Genomic DNA, 17049 nt, shown 5'->3' on the forward strand with positions numbered 1-17049 from the left:
TTTATTTTTTTTTAAGAATGTGGGATGTCATTTTAAAAATCGAAACAATTTTTCCCTGATTGACGATGGAAAGTTTTCCAAACGAATCTTTTAATCAAGACTGTAAATGTCTTTATATTTCTTTTCTAAATACTGAATAAAATATGCCGGATTCAACGATTCGCCAGTCGCATCCTTTAATATTTCCAGCGGTTTTTTCATTTTGCCATATAGATGAACATGTTTTGTCAGCCAGCTTTGAATTTGCTGAAATTCTCCGTTTTCAATAAGTTCTTCAACATTCGAAAGATCCTGCTCCATTTTTTGCATCAATTGCGTTGCATACATATATCCTAAAGCATATGAAGGGAAATAGCCAAAGCTTCCTCCCGCCCAATGAACATCTTGAAGCACCCCGTTTCCATCATGATCTGGAGCAATACCTAAATATTCGCTATATTTATCATTCCAAACTTTTGGAAGATCAGACACATCCAAATTTCCTTCAAACAGCAATTTTTCTATTTCATAGCGTACAATGATATGAAGACAATATGTCAATTCATCTGCTTCAATACGGATCAGCGATGGTTTAACTTCATTGATCGCTCTGTAAAAATCATTTAAAGAAACCCCAGTAAATTGGTTTGGAGCATACGTTTTAAGTTGGTTGTAATATCGCTTCCAGAAATGATAGTTTCGCCCAATTAAATTTTCATAAAATAATGATTGAGATTCATGAATCCCCATTGAAGCGCCGTCAGCAAGAGGAGTTCCTTCCAGTTCTTCATTTATGTTTTGCTCATAAATCGCATGTCCGGCTTCATGAATGGTTCCGAAAACGGCCGTTCGAAAATCTGTTTCATCATACTTTGTTGTAATTCGAACATCGCCCCGGTTCATTCGAATTTCAAAAGGATGGACGGTTTCATCAAGGCGGCCGGCATCAAAATTGTAGCCTATTTCCTTTAAAATATATTCGGAAAACTTTCGCTGTTTTTCTTTCGGAAACGGTTTGTGCAAAAACGAAACGTCGATTTTTTTTGATGATTGTTCAATTTGTTGTACTAATGGGACGATATGTTTTTTAAGCTCTGCAAAAACCTTGTCAAGCGTCTCCACAGTTATTCCTGGTTCATACAAATGAAGGAGCGTATTATATTTATGTCCCTTATAGCCCCAATAGGAAATAAACTTTTTATTGAATTCTATTAATTTTTCTAAATAAGGAGCAAACTGATTGAAATCTGCATTTGCTTTCGCTTCTTCCCAAACTGATTCGCTTTTTGATTGGAGAATGACATATTCTTTATATTCCTCTTTCGGAATCTTAATGTTTTTTTCATACTCCTCTCTGCATTCCTGAAGAGCTTTCTTTGTCACCGAAGAGAGATTGTCATAAACATGTTTTTCTGTTAATTCATCAAGAAACTCTTTCATAGTATCTGAAACGGACATCTGGAACCACTCTTCAGAAAGAATGCCGATTGTTTCAGCTCGCCGCTCCAATCCATTTTTCGGCGCACCCGTCCGTAAATCCCAATACATTAAATTTAATGCTTCTTCATAGCTTTCCATTTTCTTTAAGTAATCGAAAAATTTTTGTTCTTTTTCTTTTAAGCCCATTTTGATCATCCCCTTCTTCCAATTGAAAATATATTTCAGCTCGGTTTGACAGGCAACGCTTTTACGACCTCCGAAACAATATTTTCTCCCTCATCTTTGCTGATAAAAATCGTTACAGTACCATGGTCATCTTTCGTGCGAAGGAGGCGTCCAACCCCTTGCTTCAGCCGCAGTATCATATACGGAAGATCCACTTCATAAAAAGGATCTGTTGCGGATTTTCGTTTCGCATCAAATACAGGATCATCCGGCGGGAATGGCAGCGACCAAATGATCACATGTTCAAGCGACGGTCCTGGAACGTCAAGCCCCTCCCATAAATGCACAGCGCACAAAACGGTTTCCGGATCTCTTTCAAAACATGCCACTAATTCGCTGATTTCATAATCTCCTTCAAATAAACATGAATGCCAAAAGCTTGGTAAATGTTTTTTTAAGAAAAGCAGCTCCTCTTTCGTTCTGCATAAAATTAACGTGCGCCCTTTGTTTGATTTTATGACAGATTCCGTCCAGTTCAATTTTTCCTCGCTCGTACCTTTTTTTACAAACACTTTCATATTTTTTTCATAGTCAAAAGGAGAGGAAACGGAGAATGATAGATAATCTTTTATACCAAGGCTATTCGCTAAATAAGCAAACGATCCGTTTTGATCCGATAAAGTGGCTGATGAAAAGATATAAGGTATTTTATGAGAAAACACTTTTTCTTTTAAAATATCTTCTATCCTTTGCGGCATGATCACAAAAGAAGATGACGCGCCGTTTTGTTCAAGCCAGGTAATTGTGTTGTCAAATTGTAAAAACAAGCGAAAAGAAAATTCCATTTGATCAAGGTATTCTTCCACAATCTTTAAGCTATATTCATCAATGGTATATAGTTCACTTTCAAAAACTAAAGCTTCAGACAGCTGATTCAATCGTTCATACAAATTTCCGGCCGCTTCTAACAAATCGTCTGTTCTCGTGATTGTCAACCGATTGGAGCCTTCCTTTTGATGTGCACTTTTAAACAGCATATGAAAAAAATGATCGTTCGCTAAAAGCGCTTCTTCGACCATTTCTGCAAGTTGTTCACGAATGTTGTTCTTTAAAATTTTTTCTAAATATGCTGCTAGTGTTTCTTTTTTCACTTGATACGTAAGTGCCTTTTGAGCCGCAAATTCTAATAAATGGCCTTCATCAAACACGACGCAACTGTGCTCTGGGAGAAGCGGGAGCTGTCCTTCACGTTTCCGGGATTCTTTCGTCCAAATATGCTCCATATAAAAATCATGGGAGCAAACGATTAAATCCTTCGCCTTCCGATAATAATCGCGGGAAAGAATTAAGCCGCACCGATGTCTTTTGCTGCATGACAAACAGTTTTTAAAAGGATCCCAGCTGATTTTTTCCCATTTTTCATCGAAAAAAAACGGGTATTGCTTCCGGTCTCCATAATGATAGTAAGATTGCAATCCGCTCTGATCATGCACGAATTCAGGGAGAGATTCATAAAGATCAAAAAAGTCCTCATCATCGTCCATTCCAAGCAAATCCTCAAGCTTGTCCAAACATAAATATTGGTTCATCGATTTTGCCAATCGCACATCCACTTTTAGACCTAGAGCTTCTTCAAGCTTTTTTATATCCCCTTGTTTTTTGACAAGCTGTTCAATTAGAGCTTCGTCCGCACAGGCAATGACGGCAGGTCTTCCGGTATATCGCGCATATGCAATCGCATAAAGCAAATAAACAATCGTTTTTCCTGTCCCTACTCCCGCTTCCGCAAACATCACTTTCTTTTCTTTAAAAGCTCTGTCAAGCTGGAAAGCCATAAAAATTTGTTCGTCGCGCAATTCAAAGCCTTTTTCAGGCAAAATATCATACAGAACATCACCGATCCATTTGTTTAACGCTTCATAAAAACTTTCATTTTTTGTCAGCGGGAAAGGTAAACCTTGAAACATCATGACTCCAACCTCCGTGATTATTCATAGAGTAAAATTATTTCACTTATTACGCATAACGTCAATATCTTTTCTGGCAGCGCGCGATTCAATTAGAATCATGTCAACCTCGCTTTTGCAGGAAGCGAGCGGTAAGGTTTGAAGCATAAGCGATTGACTCGGTTGAAACGAAATCATTTAAAAACAGAAAAAACTTCCCATTTTCAGGGAAGCCGTTTCTCTCGAACGGAAAGAGATCCGTGAAAAATAGCCTTTTTCAATTGCCCTTCCGCTTCAAAGATTTGACTGAGCGCTTTTTCTGTTGAACCTCTTTCTACCAATGCAGTATACGTATTTTTTAATGCGCGAGAAATAATCGCATATTCTTCCTTTGTCATAAATCAACCAACCCCGTATAAATTTTATCCATTTTAATTTATGCAGAGCTGGTATTATTTATGCTTTTTTGGGCGGTTTAGGTCCCCAATACTGATAATAGTGCGTTTCGATAAACCCGTTAAAAAGTTTCCGTTTTTTTGTCGCCTTTTTTCCGTAAAACTGTTCAAAGCTTTTATTGCTTGTCAAAATGTAAATCGACCAAGTATCTAACAGCGAGAATGTTTTCCCCATTTCCTTATATAATTGCTCCACTTCTTCTCGTTCTCCGAGTCGCTCACCATACGGTGGATTCCCGACTATTACCCCAAATTCCTTCACTGTACGTAAATCTTTAACTTGCATTTGTTTAAAAGTAATGACATCCGAAAGCCCGGCCTCCATGGCATTTTCTTTTGAAATCTCAATCATTTTATGATCAATGTCCGTCCCGATGCAGTCGAGGCGAATATCATATTTAGCTAAATCCTCTGCTTCTTCTCTTGCCCTTCTCCATACATCCTTGCCGATCCAGTCCCATTGCTCTGAAATAAAATCTCTATTGAAGCCGGGCGCGATATTTTGCCCAATTAACGCCGCTTCAATCGGAATCGTACCTGAACCACAAAATGGATCAAAGAAAGGTCTGTCAGGAGTCCAATTCGTTAGCAAAATAAGTGCAGCAGCGAGCGTTTCTTTTAAAGGGGCATTTCCTTTTCGAGCGCGATATCCTCGTTTATGGAGGCCGTCTCCGCTCGTATCAATGGTCAGTGTAGCAATGTCTTTATGTAAAGAGATCTCAATCTTGTAAACCGCCCCTGTCTCTTCTAACCAATCGGTCGTTTTTCGGTACTGCTGCTTCAATTTTTCAACTATTGCTTTTTTTACAATTTTCTGGCAGTCAGAAACACTTGCCAGTTTTGATTTCACCGATTTTCCGATGACAGGAAATTGAGCGTTTTCAGGCAAAAAATCCGCCCAATCAATGGCTTTCGTTTTTTCAAACAGTTCTTCAAATGTCGTCGCCGAAAATTCAGCCACTTTTAATTTCACTCGATCAGCCGTTCTAAGCCATAAATTCGCTCGGCAAATCGCCAGTTCATCGCCTTCAAACGTTACTTTTCCGTTTTCCACTTTGCATGTATATCCTAGATTGCGCACTTCTGATGCAACAATCGCTTCAATTCCCATTGCAGCTGTTGCAATCAATGTAAACCGTTTGCTCATTTTTTCACCTGTCTTTTTCAGAAAATAAAAGGGGCTGTCCAAAAAGTCAGGGTAACTGACTTTTTGGAGCCCCTCATTTTTTCACTTTTTAAAAAAAATGCACAAAAAAATCGTCCTTTCTAGTAAAATGAAGTTACCACACAACATTACAGAAAGGACGATTTTTTATGAGCAATCAAATGATTACTCGTGAAAATTATAACACACAAATGACACTTCCTCTAGATGGAAAAGAAGAAAAAACTCCTGCCAAAAGAAATTTAGCCCCTACTTTCAAACCATATGACAACCGTCAAGTTCAAATGATTTATGATATTGAATCTCTTATACCCGAACATCACGTGGCACGTGTCGTGGACGAAATGGTGGAGGCGATACCAGATAAACAATTGTTTTCTCATTATAAAGGCGGCGGCAGAAGTTCCTATCATCCCAAAATGATGCTGAAAATCATTCTGTATGCTTATTCTCAAAAGGTTTATTCCTGCCGAGGAATCGAAAAACTCGTTAAAGAAAATATTCCTGCCATGTGGCTTTCAGCGATGCAACAACCAGATTTTCGCACCATTAATGAGTTCCGAGGGGAACGGATGAAAGCTTTCATGGATGAGCTCTTTGAAGTCATGATTCTCAAATTGATAAAAGAACATTACATCACAATGGAAAACTACTTTTTGGATGGCACTAAGATCGAAGCCAATGCCAATAAGTATTCTTTTGTGTGGAAAAAATCCACTTTGAAATTCGAAGAGAAATTAAAAGAAAAAATCCAAGAAACACTAAAGCACATTCATGAATTAACCCAATTAGAAGCCGGAACAGGGCAAAAGGAAAGCGATCAACATACAGAGATCACCGAACAAAACATGGAGGAAATCGCAAAAGAAATAGAAGAAAAAGTTGAAACGCTAACGGAAGAAATCGAAAAGGAGACCGATACATCCATTCGGAAAGAGAAGCGAAAAAAACGCAGTCAATTAAAGAAATCGGTGAAACAAATTCGGGAAGATTTCCTGCCCCGAATGGCAAGATACAAGGAACAAAAGGAAATGTTCGGTGACCGTAACAGCTACTCGAAAACAGACAAAGACGCAACCTTCATGCGCATGAAAGAAGACCATATGAAAAACGGTCAGCTCAAGCCCGGATACAACGTGCAAATGGGGACAGAGAATCAGTTTATCTTGTTTTATACCATTCATCAACGACCGACCGATACACGTTGCTTTATCCCACATATGGAGAAGCTAGCCTCCAGTTCATTACCGATGCCCAAAACGGTCATTGCGGATGCAGGCTATGGTAGTGAAGAAAACTATGTATATGCAGTTGGTGATGAGAAAGAGCCCCGTTTTGAGTTTCTAATTCCTTATGGGAGCTATGTAAAAGAACAAACACGTACATACAAAAAAGACATTAAAAATGCCAAAAACTGGACCTATTGTGAAGAGGATGATTGTTTTATTTGCCCGAATGGAAGGAGAGTAACGTTTAAAAAATACCAAAACAAAAAGAATCCATCTGGCTATGAACAAAGCTTCAAAATATACGAATGTGAAGATTGTACCGATTGCCCATTGAAAGCGAAATGCACAAAAGCGAAGGGAAATCGTCAAGTTCACTGGAATCCCATCTTCGAAGAAATGAAAGCAAAGGCCAAAACAGCCCTTGAATGTGAAGAGAAAGCCGCCATCTACGCTCGACGCAAAGTCGAGGCAGAAAGTGTGTTCGGTCACATCAAGGGCAATCGGTCGTTCCGCAGATTTTCTTTGCGGGGCCTCGACAAGGTACATGTTGAGTTTGGGATTGTGGCATTAGCCCACAACATACTGAAAGTAGCCGGTATCCGCCAGCTACTTTCAGATAAAAATCGAAAAAATATAAAAGCAAGTGGAGAGAAACGAATTGTTTTTCTCCACTTGCTTCATTTTAGGGACTTATCGGACAGCCCCACGAAAAATTGCGGTTTATTCCATAACGTTCTGTAAGCCATGTTTTGTCCCCATGCAGCTTGTACATGGGTGGTAATCATCTATCTACAGAAGGGTTTTAGCCCTTCTGTCCTTCTCCTCGTTCATTTCCTCAGAGAAGGTGCCCCTACCATCATTTGGGTTTCTCGCTCGTGGGGTTTACCGCGTTCCACTCTTGCGATTTCTCGCAAGACTACGTCACTGTGGCACTTTCAGGGTAATAGTGCCATACTAATCAATAGCTTAGGCACGTTCCCCGCCGTCAGCCGAAAAGGCTGCCCTAGCTTATGGTTTCGCTAGGCACGAACACTACGGGCATCTCAGCACCGTGCGAGCATGGACTTTCCTCTACAACGGATGATCCGTTGCAGCGATTACCCGAACGTTATGCTAAACCGCATTATGTAGTATAGTGAAAATGAATAAAAAATTCAAGTGGCATCCATGAACATTACTCATATAATTTGCTTCCAAATACATGTTTTTCTAAATTCGATAAACGCTTCAAAATGTCAAAGTTCGTTGTATTCGCCTGCATCGTCGGTTGTTTTTTCGATGCTTCTTCGAGCTGCTTTTTCAGCCGCATATTTTCCTGCCGCAACTGTTCAATCTCCTGGTAAAACGTTTCGTAATCTTTAATGATAATATCTAAAAATTTATCAACTTCTTCTTGTTTATAACCGCGCATCGAAGTCTTAAACTCTTTTTCCAAAATTTCTTTCGCCGTTAATCTAATTTTATCTGAAATCAACTCGGTTCACCTCAATCGTCAGAAGTCCTCCTAGGCTATATTTTTTCAAACTTCCTGATTAATGTCAATTTATTCTTTATGGTAATAACATGTCTCCATCCTATTATAGGAAAAAATGAAGCCTTCAGAGGTTTAAAAATAATGATTATAAACGGAAGGAGCTGGTTACTCAGCCCCTTCTCAAAGATTATCTCGGAAACGGACCAGGTCCCATGCACTGAAAATGTTGATGTGACACATTATTTACCGCAGATTGAGTATGCGGGAAATAATGCAAATGTTGATACATTTGATGATTAACATTTGTTGTATGAATTGGATGGATATGAGGAACGATTGTTGTTGAATGTGTATGATTGACGCAGCATTTCGTCGGATGAACAATCGGCTGAAGAACGTTCGGTCTGCATTTCATATTATATAACTCCTTCCTATTTATTATTTTTACAATACTAGCCTATGAATATAAAAGTGTACATGTACTAATTCAAATACCTATTTTCAAAAAAAAGCAGGCGCGATATTTATCATGTATAGGCATTTCCTTCATAACCGATTGATTAAGGCACTATATTAAAATTTTGAAAGAGAAAGACCTTCTTGTTCGATGGAAGGTCTTGCTAGTCAATCTTTTTCTTTTTCTTTTTTTATATTTGACAGAAAAAGCATCTAATAGGCGATACCGTTTTTTCTCGTATATAATACCAAAATATGTTGCCGCCGGCATCTATTCCTTTTAACAAATCCTTATATTAGACGGTTGTGATCGAGTAATTGTTTCATCTTTCCAAATCTTCCAACTTATTTTTTTTCTTTTCCAGCCTCCATTTTCTTTTCAGCAGCTCTTCTTTTTGTGTTGAATGTTTGGATACTCCCATTCTTTCCAGCTGTTTCAAAATTTGAATCGCTTCGTTTGTGTCCATATATGCAGCATCAATATTTTTTTCATAATGCTCATAAAATTTGGCCAGTTCGACTAAAGCTTTTATTTTCAAAAAGCCTTGTCCATGTTTTTTAATTTCGCTCCATAGTTTCACTGCCTCATCCAAACGTCCGTTTCGTTTTGCCAGCATTGCCATTTCAAATTTCGCCTTGAGGTGAAGGCTGTTTGACTGCTCGTTTATTTTCGCATATGAAAAATAAGCAAGCTTTTCATTTCCTTGAGCTTGAAACCATCTTGCCATTTCAAACAGTTCTTTATCATCATGGTTGTCATCGGGAAACAAAAGCTTTTTTGACAAATGAATATAAAGTGAAATTAAGGAGAGAATATCCATCTCATTATGCTGAAAAATTCCGATCACACTATCAGGATTTGGGTCTTTCAAAAAATGATGGTAAAGGATCGGCGCTAAATAGCCGGGAGTATCTTCCTTTCGGTTCACTTGCAAAATATCTTTTTCAACATTTGATAATTTTACCGACTCCAATCTATTTTTCCAGAGACGTCTAGCTGCATGATATAAATCAAAATGGCCGTACTCAGGCAATTGCGGCACCATATTGCGAATGAGAGTATGTCTCGTTTTCACTTGAGGCCAATCAAATGCTTTTCCATTGTATGTGACTAATGTTTTTATATTTACTTCACTTAAAAACCGTTGATATAAAGCAACCTCATGGCCAGGAGCAGGCAAAAAAAGCTGTTTGATCACCACTTTATCGAATAATATCCGCGCAAATCCAAGTAAAAAGATCATATTGCCTGCTCCGCCCTTTAAACCAGTCGTTTCCGTATCGAAAAAGAAAAGTTCATAAGGTTTATGCCCTTTTGCTGACAGCGGATGCTCCATTTCATTGTCATTCCAGTAATCTACAACATCAATTACTTCGCTCAATTCATACAATCCATGGCGATAATTGAGCGGATATTCTACTTCACGGATGAGAATATATTGGCCATCAAAGAAAAACGGCTTGACTCCAACGCTTTCCCAGCGTTTTAAATATGGAATCTCTATATCCTGTTCCTTTTTCAATACGTCTTCATGAACAATATGATTTTTTAATCTGTTTAATTTTTGTTTTATGGACATAAAATCTGTCCTTTCTTTATATATTGAAGCAGCAGAAGCGCCGCTTCCTTTCTTCCGCTCGATTCTCCATCAAGACCGATGCAGGAAGGGCAGCCATCATCGCATTTACAGTTTGTTACCATTTCTTCCGTTCTTTCAAGCAAGCATTCAAACTCATCAAATACTTTCTTCGCCAGCCCAACTCCGCCTGGATATCGGTCATACAAATAGATGGTTGGTTTTCCGTTGTGAATGGATTTCACTTGAAATACAACGTCAAGATCGTTTGGATCGCACATTGCTGCAAGAGCACTCACATATTTTAAAGCATGGCTGATACCGACTAAAGCTTTTTCCATTTGTTCTTCCGATAAAACAGAAAAAACGTCATTTTTAAAGCTAATCCAAGCACCTGTTGTATGAAGCTCTTCCTCCGGCAGATGAATAGGACCAGAACCAATGTTCTCATGTGTGCCAAATTTGATTTTTTTAAATATCGTCGGTTGGGCAAGCACCATGACATCTCCAAATCCAATCTCCATGCTCTTGCTTTCCTTTTCCTGATCCACCTCAAGCACCTTCAATTGAACAGCTAGGTTCGCATCCGTAAAATAGTCAACATTGACTTCAGAAACATATGCTTTTTTTTCTTCCCAATCGAGCTTTTCAACCTGAAATTGCCTTCCTTCATGCAAATAGATCGCTTCTTCATGAAGCATCGTCATGGCGCTGAATCGGTCCATTTCCCCGATGACATTTGCGCCATTTGTAGTGTCAATAATTACGACATTTTCTTGAGAAGCAGAACGCAAGCTGATCCCATGTGCAGGAAACGAATCGCTCATCCAATACCATCTGCCTCCGTTTTCGTAAAGAACGCCTTCCTCTTTCAGAAAATCAAGTATATCGTCAACCTCCACCCCATCTAACGTTTCACCTGACTGAAATGGAAGCTCAAACGCCGCACATTTTATATGATCTACGAGAATGATTAAGTTATCTGGATGAATGATCGCACTTTCCGGATTTTTTTCAAACAAATATTCTGGATGCTTTAAAATATATTGATCTAATGGACTCGATCCTCCGACGAGAATAATTGCTGCTTCCTCTTCCCTTCTGCCCGCCCGGCCTGATTGCTGCCACGCGCTGGCAATCGATCCGGGGTATCCTGTCATAATGCAAACCTGCAGCTGACCGATATCAACCCCTAGCTCCAAAGCATTGGTGCTGACGACACCTTTAATTTTTCCCTCTCTAAGGCCTTTTTCAATTTCCCTTCGCTGCTTCGGCAAATAACCTCCGCGATATCCGCGTATCGTTTTCGATCCCAATTCCTTTTTCGTCATCTCTTGCAGATACGTTAAAATAATTTCAACCCTTGTCCGGCTTCTAGCAAACACAATCGTTTGAATGTCGTTTTTTAAAAATTCTTTCGCAATCTCTTTTACATCAAGCATGGCGCTTCTGCGGATATTGAGAGGCTTGTTAACAACAGGCGGATTGTAAAAGATGAAATGTTTTTTGCTTCTTGGGGCTCCGTTTCGATCAATAAGAACCGCTTTCTCTCCAATCAATGTTTCAGCAAATTCCAACGGATTTGCAATCGTTGCCGATGTACATATAAATTGAACGTCGCTTCCGTAAAATCGGCAAATTCTCTTCAGCCTTCTGATTACATTCGCAACATGGCTTCCAAATACTCCGCGATATGTATGCAATTCATCGATGACGACATATTTTAAGTTTTCAAAAAGCGACACCCATTTCGTATGATGCGGTAAAATGCCTGAATGCAGCATATCAGGATTTGTCATAACAATATGACCAGCTTTTCGAATCTTTTGACGGATCGTTGGAGAAGTATCTCCATCGTATGTATAGCAATTTATCTCCGTTTTTATTCCTTCAATCCATTCATTCAGTTCGCTTTTTTGATCCTGAGCTAGCGCCTTTGTCGGAAAAAGATATAATGCTCTCGTGTTATTGTTTTTTAATATTGCGTTTAAAACAGGCAAATTGTAGCACAACGTTTTTCCCGACGCTGTCGGGGTTACAGCGACAATGTTGTGATGATTTAACGCTAATTCAAACGCTTCTTTTTGATGACTGTATAATTGTTCAATTCCTTTTTTCTTCAACATTTCCTTCAATCGGTTATCCATATCTTCTGGAAAAGGAACTGTGATTGCTTCTTTTTCAGGTATTGTGTGCCAATATACAATCTGATCCCGAAAACGCTCGTCATGTCTAAAATCATGGATGACTTTTTCAAAAGGTTTCCGCCCAAGCATGACCCATTCCTCCTCGAATTCACTACATCTATTCTAACGAATAAACGTTCGTAAATAAAGCATGTTTTCATTGGAACTTTCGTATAAACTTTTCGAAACTCTTTTGCATATAAATGTGAAAAAAAGAAAGGGAGTGAGAGAGCAAGATGAAAAAAGACAAAAAGGAACATGATGAATTTTTGCCCGTGTTTTCCCAACTAGATCCGCTTCCAGGCAGGTTTTCACAATTTTTCGATCCTGCCTACATTCAATCGCTATTAAAACCGTTTCATGATTTGTTTGATACCGCAATGTCCCTTCCTTTTTTTCATTTTGACACTCATGAAACTGATCAAGAATGGGTGTTAGAGGGAAAGCTTCCAGGAGTGAAAAAAGAGCAAATACGCATCGAATCGTATGATCATGTATTAACGATTTCCATTCATCAAGATCAACATATTGAACAAACAAATGATGAAAAACAGATGACGCAAATGTTCAAGTCTCATGGCAAATTTGCGAAATCCTTTTATTTGCCAGCTTACTTAGATGTGCAACGTATTAAAGCATCGTTTCAAAATGAAAAGCTGAAAATTGTGATCCCTTCCAAAAAAACAAAAATAAATATTGACTAATATGCTTCTAAGCAAAGAGGTTGTCCAAAAAGTCAGGGTAGCTGACTTTTGGAGCCCCTCATTTTTCCACTTTTAAAAAAAAGCACAAAAAAATCGTCCTTTCTAAATAAAATGTAGTTGAGACACAACATCACTGAAAGGACGATTTTTTATGAACCAATCAAATGATTACTACGGAAACAACACTTTCAGTAGATGTAAAAGAAGAAAATACTCCTGACAAAAGAAATTAACATTCCCTCCTACTTTCAAACGATATGACAACCGTCAAGTTCAAGTAATTTTGGATATTGAATTGCTCATACCAGAACATCACGTGGCACGTGCCGTAGACGAAATGGTGGAGACGATGCAAGATAAGGTATTGTTTTCTCATTAGCTCACACTTCCTGAAATAGCCGGCATCCGCCAGCTACTTTCAGATAAAAATCGAAAAATATAAAAGCAAGTGGAGAGAAACGCGTTGTTTTTCTCTACTTGCTTCCTTTTAGGGACTTATCGGGCAGTCCCATTTTTCCTATTGCATCCTGTAATTGTTTGTTTTGTGATCGGTACTCATCATTCCCCGGGCAATCATGTCATCAGCCTGTTGTTCCGATTGGAAATATTCTTTTTCCAAAAATAGGTTTTTGGTATAAAAAGGATTTTTTCGTATATCCAACAAAGCATAAACAGCCTTGACTTGCGGCGAACGGCATCCCTAGCCCCTTACATCGTTTCAAAGCTCATTATTCAGCATCAAGCTTTAAAAATTTGCGTGACTCCTTTTAAAAGGGAGCTCATTTGATTCATCGTTTGAACAACTTGTCCTGCTGTATCGATCATTTTGTTAAAATCCATCTGTCCGTCCGCTTTTTTAAATGAAGAAAGCAATGAAGGATTTGACCCTTTTGGCATCATCATAGGCAGCGTGCTTGGATAAGGCTGAGGATACGGATTCATAAAAGGCTGATAATATGGAGATTGGAAATAAGGAACAACATGTTGATTCATCATGAAATATTGATCGTAAGAAACAGGTCTTAACCAATCATAAACATGATCATGATACATTTTGATCCCTCCAATAAAAACTTAACTAATCATAAAATATGTTTTTGCCTTTTAAAGGGTGAGATGTCAAATAGTGTCGGAAGTTTTTATTTTTTTTAAAATTGATAATTACAAAAGAGATGGTAACATATTAATATAAGTGTTAGGGGGGGATGTTTTATGACGGTTCAAACATTGAGGGAAAGATTTAAAATGGAGAAGCAATACGAAGCAGAATGTGCAAATGAATTGCTGGACTTTGCTCGCAGATTGTATCTTTATGAAAACATCAGCATCAAAGACTTTCGAAATATTGTCAAAACGCTAGAACAGCAAGGAGCCGTTACACCTGAATACATCCTTTAAATCAAGCAGAGGCGGGAGAATTTTCTCCGGCCTCTTTTTGCCGCTTACGAATAGTCCCGTTTACGGCAGTTCAATAGCATAGATTGACAAAAAAGAACGGATATTTTTTAGATAGAATCTTTTAACCCCAAGATTTCTTCAAACGAAGTAAGGTTTTGCGTAAATCGAAAGCCCAATAGATTGTGTCTATATATTTCACACATAATAAAGCGGAGAAACTGCTCGCTTCTCCGCTTCCCCTTTTTCATTCATTTTTTTCCATTTCACGGATCATGCTTCTTAATGTGTATTCAGCAGATTCTTTTATATTTTTAAATCTCACCTTGCTTGTATCTTGAAAAAAAGATTGGATCACAATGTTTTCAATATGCTCTTTCGCCGTATCAATTTGTTGCGAATGCAGGTATCTAGGATGGTACTTATTGATCCATTTTTTCGCAACAATTTCCCATTCATCCAATATTGGCAAAATCTTGTCAACACTCGGTTTAATTTCGGCAAAAAAATCGTATTCCAGTCCTTCCTTCTTGGTTCTCTCGAAGCGTTGAGCACTTTTTTGGATCACTTGAAGCAATTGCTCCGTGATTTTCCGGACTTGTTCTTCATCCAAGGTTCTCACCTCAGATTCATCATAGCAAATTTTTTTTGTTTTACCAAATTTTATACTACCTTTTTTCTCAAGCTCCGCACGAATTTCCTTTCTGCACACATTTTCTCAAATTTATTCATCTTTTCTTCTCCATTTTCTATAAAGTTTGAAACGGCTTGTTTTGTCCGATGAATTTCTTTATCTATATTTTGCGTCAATTGCTGCTCTAAAAGATCAATTTGTTTTTCAATTTCCTGCAATTTTTTTAATGCCTCTTGCTTTTCTATAAACGAACTCATCAGCATCCCTCTTTTCTTATTTTTGCTAAAAAATTCTTCTTCCTAAATATGAGTCCTGCCTGTTTGACAAAACTAGTTGTGATTCGGCAAAAAAAGTGTAAATTCCCTGCATTCAAAAATCCGCTTCATTGTGCGCATGTATTTTTTCAGGTTAGAAAAAATAAACATGGGAGGTGTTATGATGAAAAACGATAAAAAAACCATTCAAAATGATAGTCAAAAAGAAAAAAAGCGAGGAGTTGGAGACAAAAAGCTTGAAGGTCCAAACAGACCCTCTACTTAAAAATGGTCAGGCTCATTGCCTGACCATTATTGTAAGTATTGCTTCATCATGCATAATAAATGTAGCTGGGACTGTTTTTTCTCATACCAGTTAGTTAATTCAATTCGTTTCGGAATCTCTGGATCTTTATAATACTTTCCGAGCCTCTGCCCATGAAACCATTCTCTTTCTTTTTCGTCTATTTCGTGTGAGATTATCGGAAAAGCCGTCCTTAAATATGGGGATTTTCTTTTTGTTGTTTTTTTCATATATTTTTCATAATCATACCGTGATCCTGTATGTATTACACGATTTGAAAATTTTAGAAACTGTCCATGGTAAAGAGGATGAAATAAAAGCCATGCCAGCCTTTTTCCCAATTCAATCCGTTTTTTGACATGGCTGAATTGATGGGTGGAAAATCCGTACAATTTTCCTGTTAACGTCGGAAACAGTATAACGCGAAAATGAAATAGATCTTGAAAATTAAACGGCAAGCTGTGAAAGACAAATTTTTTAAATAATGGATGATCAATAACCGGTTTTTGAATAACATGCTGCTCATTAATAATAAGGGAGGTTAAAAGCCTTTTCTCATCTTTTGTGCGGAAAAAGCGTTCCCACTCCTCCATCATAAAGGCGGATACATGAAAAGCTTCGAGCAAATAAAACATCGGTTTGTTGTGACGCTTGGAATATTCATATAGTAAAAGCTGTGGATAAGCATCAGCAAAAATGAGCCAGTTTGCGGTTTCAACTGATAAAAAGAGCCATTGCCGTTTTTCATAAGGCAAAGCCTGTTTGAGGGGAATACCTTCTAAATCTGTCATAAACCAGCCGGCGTTTCTGGAGACCATGCTTGCCAGCAACGCCCATTTTACTTCCGGATGTTTTTTATAAAACTTTGCATATCGTTCCGTCCGTGAAATATTATCAACATTTCCGTCATCTGTTTTTAATTTTGTTTGTAATATTATATCATGTAGTGACATAGTATTCCCTCTTTCAACTTAAATCATGTATAATGAAGTCATTTCATCGAAAAAAGGTTAACATTTTTTGTTAAGATATAAATAGCCGGAAAAAGGAGGAGATCGCTTGGCTATTCGTTATCCTAACGGAAAGTTGTGGAAAGCTAAACAAAATGTAGCGAATCCAGTCCCAGTTGAAATACAATATTCAAATAGAGGGATGACCCTCGAGGACGACTTAAATGAGACAAATCTTTATTACAGGGAAAATGGAATAGCTGTCATCCATAAAAAACCGACTCCGATCCAAATCGTTTCGGTTGATTATCCGAAACGGAGCGCAGCAGTCATTAAAGAAGCTTATTTTAAACAGGCTTCAACAACCGACTACAACGGAGTTTATAAAGGCAAATATATTGACTTTGAAGCAAAAGAGACAAAAAACAGCTCTTTTCCACTAAAAAATATTCATGATCATCAAATCGAGCATATGAAAGCTGTGCTCGAACAAAACGGAATATGTTTTCTAATTATACGATTCACTAAACTAAATCAAATATACTTCTTAGAGGCTGAAAAATTGATGCATTTTTGGAAAAGACAGAAAAACGGGGGAAGAAAATCGATTTCGCATCAAGAAATTGTAGAATGTGGTCACCATATCCCCCTTGGCTATTGCCCAAGAGTTGATTATATTAGTATAATAGACAAGTTATATTTTTAGCTACTGCCCTTTTCATTCTAAATGAAAGGT

The 17049-nt window shown here is 38.0% G+C and carries 16 protein-coding genes and 1 other RNA gene; 4 read left to right on the plus strand and 13 right to left on the minus strand.

Annotated features, from left to right (window positions below):
* Window positions 1-90: 90 nt before the first annotated feature.
* The 4 genes from NSU02_RS12360 to NSU02_RS12375 all read right to left on the minus strand — a co-directional run bounded on the left by NSU02_RS12360 (window position 91) and on the right by NSU02_RS12375 (window position 5132).
* Complete coding sequence (locus tag NSU02_RS12360) at window positions 91-1614, minus strand: carboxypeptidase M32 (RefSeq protein ID WP_339192985.1); 1524 nt, start codon at window positions 1612-1614, stop codon at window positions 91-93.
* A 26-nt stretch (window positions 1615-1640) separates the two neighbouring features.
* Window positions 1641-3551, minus strand: a complete 1911-nt coding sequence (locus tag NSU02_RS12365) for an ATP-dependent DNA helicase (RefSeq protein WP_339195789.1) — start codon at window positions 3549-3551, stop codon at window positions 1641-1643.
* A 203-nt stretch (window positions 3552-3754) separates the two neighbouring features.
* Window positions 3755-3928 carry a hypothetical protein gene (locus tag NSU02_RS12370; protein WP_157728005.1) on the minus strand — a complete coding sequence of 58 codons (174 nt, stop codon included), beginning with the start codon at window positions 3926-3928 and terminating at the stop codon, window positions 3755-3757.
* Between the two features lie 58 nt (window positions 3929-3986).
* Window positions 3987-5132: a class I SAM-dependent RNA methyltransferase gene (locus NSU02_RS12375; RefSeq protein ID WP_066251860.1), complete on the minus strand. Its 1146-nt coding sequence runs from the start codon at window positions 5130-5132 to the stop codon at window positions 3987-3989.
* Between the two features lie 167 nt (window positions 5133-5299).
* On the opposite strand from NSU02_RS12375, the gene NSU02_RS12380 reads away from it, so the two are divergent.
* Window positions 5300-7120: an IS1182 family transposase gene (locus tag NSU02_RS12380; protein WP_339192986.1), complete on the plus strand. Its 1821-nt coding sequence runs from the start codon at window positions 5300-5302 to the stop codon at window positions 7118-7120.
* On the opposite strand, the gene rnpB is transcribed toward NSU02_RS12380, so the two are convergent.
* The 5 genes from rnpB to NSU02_RS12405 all read right to left on the minus strand — a co-directional run bounded on the left by rnpB (window position 7113) and on the right by NSU02_RS12405 (window position 12162).
* An RNA gene (gene rnpB / locus NSU02_RS12385) (RNase P RNA component class B) lies at window positions 7113-7488 on the minus strand. The genes NSU02_RS12380 and rnpB overlap by 8 nt on opposite strands.
* A gap of 65 nt (window positions 7489-7553) precedes the next feature.
* Window positions 7554-7853, minus strand: a complete 300-nt coding sequence (gene gpsB / locus NSU02_RS12390; RefSeq protein ID WP_063388535.1) for a cell division regulator GpsB — start codon at window positions 7851-7853, stop codon at window positions 7554-7556.
* 187 nt (window positions 7854-8040) lie between these two features.
* Window positions 8041-8268 carry a CotD family spore coat protein gene (locus tag NSU02_RS12395; RefSeq protein ID WP_063388536.1) on the minus strand — a complete coding sequence of 76 codons (228 nt, stop codon included), beginning with the start codon at window positions 8266-8268 and terminating at the stop codon, window positions 8041-8043.
* A 364-nt stretch (window positions 8269-8632) separates the two neighbouring features.
* A complete protein-coding gene (locus tag NSU02_RS12400; RefSeq protein ID WP_066251863.1) occupies window positions 8633-9889 on the minus strand; it encodes a ribonuclease H-like domain-containing protein in 1257 nt (418 codons plus the stop codon).
* A complete protein-coding gene (locus NSU02_RS12405) occupies window positions 9880-12162 on the minus strand; it encodes a DEAD/DEAH box helicase (protein WP_339192987.1) in 2283 nt (760 codons plus the stop codon). Before NSU02_RS12405 ends, NSU02_RS12400 begins: the two co-directional genes overlap by 10 nt.
* Before the next feature lie 146 nt (window positions 12163-12308).
* Here NSU02_RS12405 and NSU02_RS12410 point away from each other — a divergent pair, with 146 nt between their 5' ends.
* Complete coding sequence (locus NSU02_RS12410; RefSeq protein WP_063388539.1) at window positions 12309-12776, plus strand: Hsp20 family protein; 468 nt, start codon at window positions 12309-12311, stop codon at window positions 12774-12776.
* A gap of 738 nt (window positions 12777-13514) precedes the next feature.
* Here NSU02_RS12410 and NSU02_RS12415 read toward each other — a convergent pair.
* Complete coding sequence (locus NSU02_RS12415) at window positions 13515-13829, minus strand: YppG family protein (protein ID WP_063388540.1); 315 nt, start codon at window positions 13827-13829, stop codon at window positions 13515-13517.
* A 159-nt stretch (window positions 13830-13988) separates the two neighbouring features.
* Between NSU02_RS12415 and yppF the strand changes: the two genes are divergently transcribed.
* A complete protein-coding gene (gene yppF, locus NSU02_RS12420; protein WP_063388541.1) occupies window positions 13989-14174 on the plus strand; it encodes a YppF family protein in 186 nt (61 codons plus the stop codon).
* A gap of 244 nt (window positions 14175-14418) precedes the next feature.
* Here yppF and NSU02_RS12425 read toward each other — a convergent pair whose 3' ends face one another.
* The 3 genes from NSU02_RS12425 to NSU02_RS12435 form a co-directional block, all read right to left on the minus strand.
* Window positions 14419-14784 (minus strand): YppE family protein, encoded by a 366-nt coding sequence (locus tag NSU02_RS12425; RefSeq protein WP_063388542.1) that lies wholly within the window; start codon window positions 14782-14784, stop codon window positions 14419-14421.
* Between the two features lie 50 nt (window positions 14785-14834).
* Window positions 14835-15062 (minus strand): hypothetical protein, encoded by a 228-nt coding sequence (locus tag NSU02_RS12430; RefSeq protein WP_066251875.1) that lies wholly within the window; start codon window positions 15060-15062, stop codon window positions 14835-14837.
* Window positions 15063-15371: 309 nt separating this feature from the next.
* Window positions 15372-16316, minus strand: a complete 945-nt coding sequence (locus tag NSU02_RS12435) for a DUF2515 family protein (protein ID WP_339192989.1) — start codon at window positions 16314-16316, stop codon at window positions 15372-15374.
* A gap of 106 nt (window positions 16317-16422) precedes the next feature.
* On the opposite strand from NSU02_RS12435, the gene recU reads away from it, so the two are divergent.
* Window positions 16423-17019, plus strand: a complete 597-nt coding sequence (gene recU, locus NSU02_RS12440) for a Holliday junction resolvase RecU (protein WP_144598150.1) — start codon at window positions 16423-16425, stop codon at window positions 17017-17019.
* The last annotated feature ends 30 nt before the right edge of the window (window positions 17020-17049 follow it).

This window comes from Aeribacillus sp. FSL W8-0870 (genome assembly GCF_037963755.1).
Taxonomy (GTDB): Bacteria; Bacillota; Bacilli; order Bacillales; family Aeribacillaceae; genus Aeribacillus; species Aeribacillus composti.

Bases quoted from the DNA above. Each gene is read 5' to 3' on its own strand.
- NSU02_RS12370 (WP_157728005.1), bottom strand. From the start codon at position 3,928: ATGACAAAGGAAGAATATGCGATTATTTCTCGCGCATTAAAAAATACG.
- NSU02_RS12410 (WP_063388539.1), top strand. From the start codon at position 12,309: ATGAAAAAAGACAAAAAGGAACATGATGAATTTTTGCCCGTGTTTTCC.
- NSU02_RS12400 (WP_066251863.1), bottom strand. From the start codon at position 9,889: ATGTCCATAAAACAAAAATTAAACAGATTAAAAAATCATATTGTTCAT.
- NSU02_RS12435 (WP_339192989.1), bottom strand. From the start codon at position 16,316: ATGTCACTACATGATATAATATTACAAACAAAATTAAAAACAGATGAC.
- NSU02_RS12405 (WP_339192987.1), bottom strand. From the start codon at position 12,162: ATGCTTGGGCGGAAACCTTTTGAAAAAGTCATCCATGATTTTAGACAT.
- NSU02_RS12395 (WP_063388536.1), bottom strand. From the start codon at position 8,268: ATGAAATGCAGACCGAACGTTCTTCAGCCGATTGTTCATCCGACGAAA.
- NSU02_RS12365 (WP_339195789.1), bottom strand. From the start codon at position 3,551: ATGTTTCAAGGTTTACCTTTCCCGCTGACAAAAAATGAAAGTTTTTAT.
- NSU02_RS12430 (WP_066251875.1), bottom strand. From the start codon at position 15,062: ATGAGTTCGTTTATAGAAAAGCAAGAGGCATTAAAAAAATTGCAGGAA.
- NSU02_RS12360 (WP_339192985.1), bottom strand. From the start codon at position 1,614: ATGATCAAAATGGGCTTAAAAGAAAAAGAACAAAAATTTTTCGATTAC.
- NSU02_RS12375 (WP_066251860.1), bottom strand. From the start codon at position 5,132: ATGAGCAAACGGTTTACATTGATTGCAACAGCTGCAATGGGAATTGAA.
- NSU02_RS12415 (WP_063388540.1), bottom strand. From the start codon at position 13,829: ATGTATCATGATCATGTTTATGATTGGTTAAGACCTGTTTCTTACGAT.
- yppF (WP_063388541.1), top strand. From the start codon at position 13,989: ATGACGGTTCAAACATTGAGGGAAAGATTTAAAATGGAGAAGCAATAC.
- NSU02_RS12380 (WP_339192986.1), top strand. From the start codon at position 5,300: ATGAGCAATCAAATGATTACTCGTGAAAATTATAACACACAAATGACA.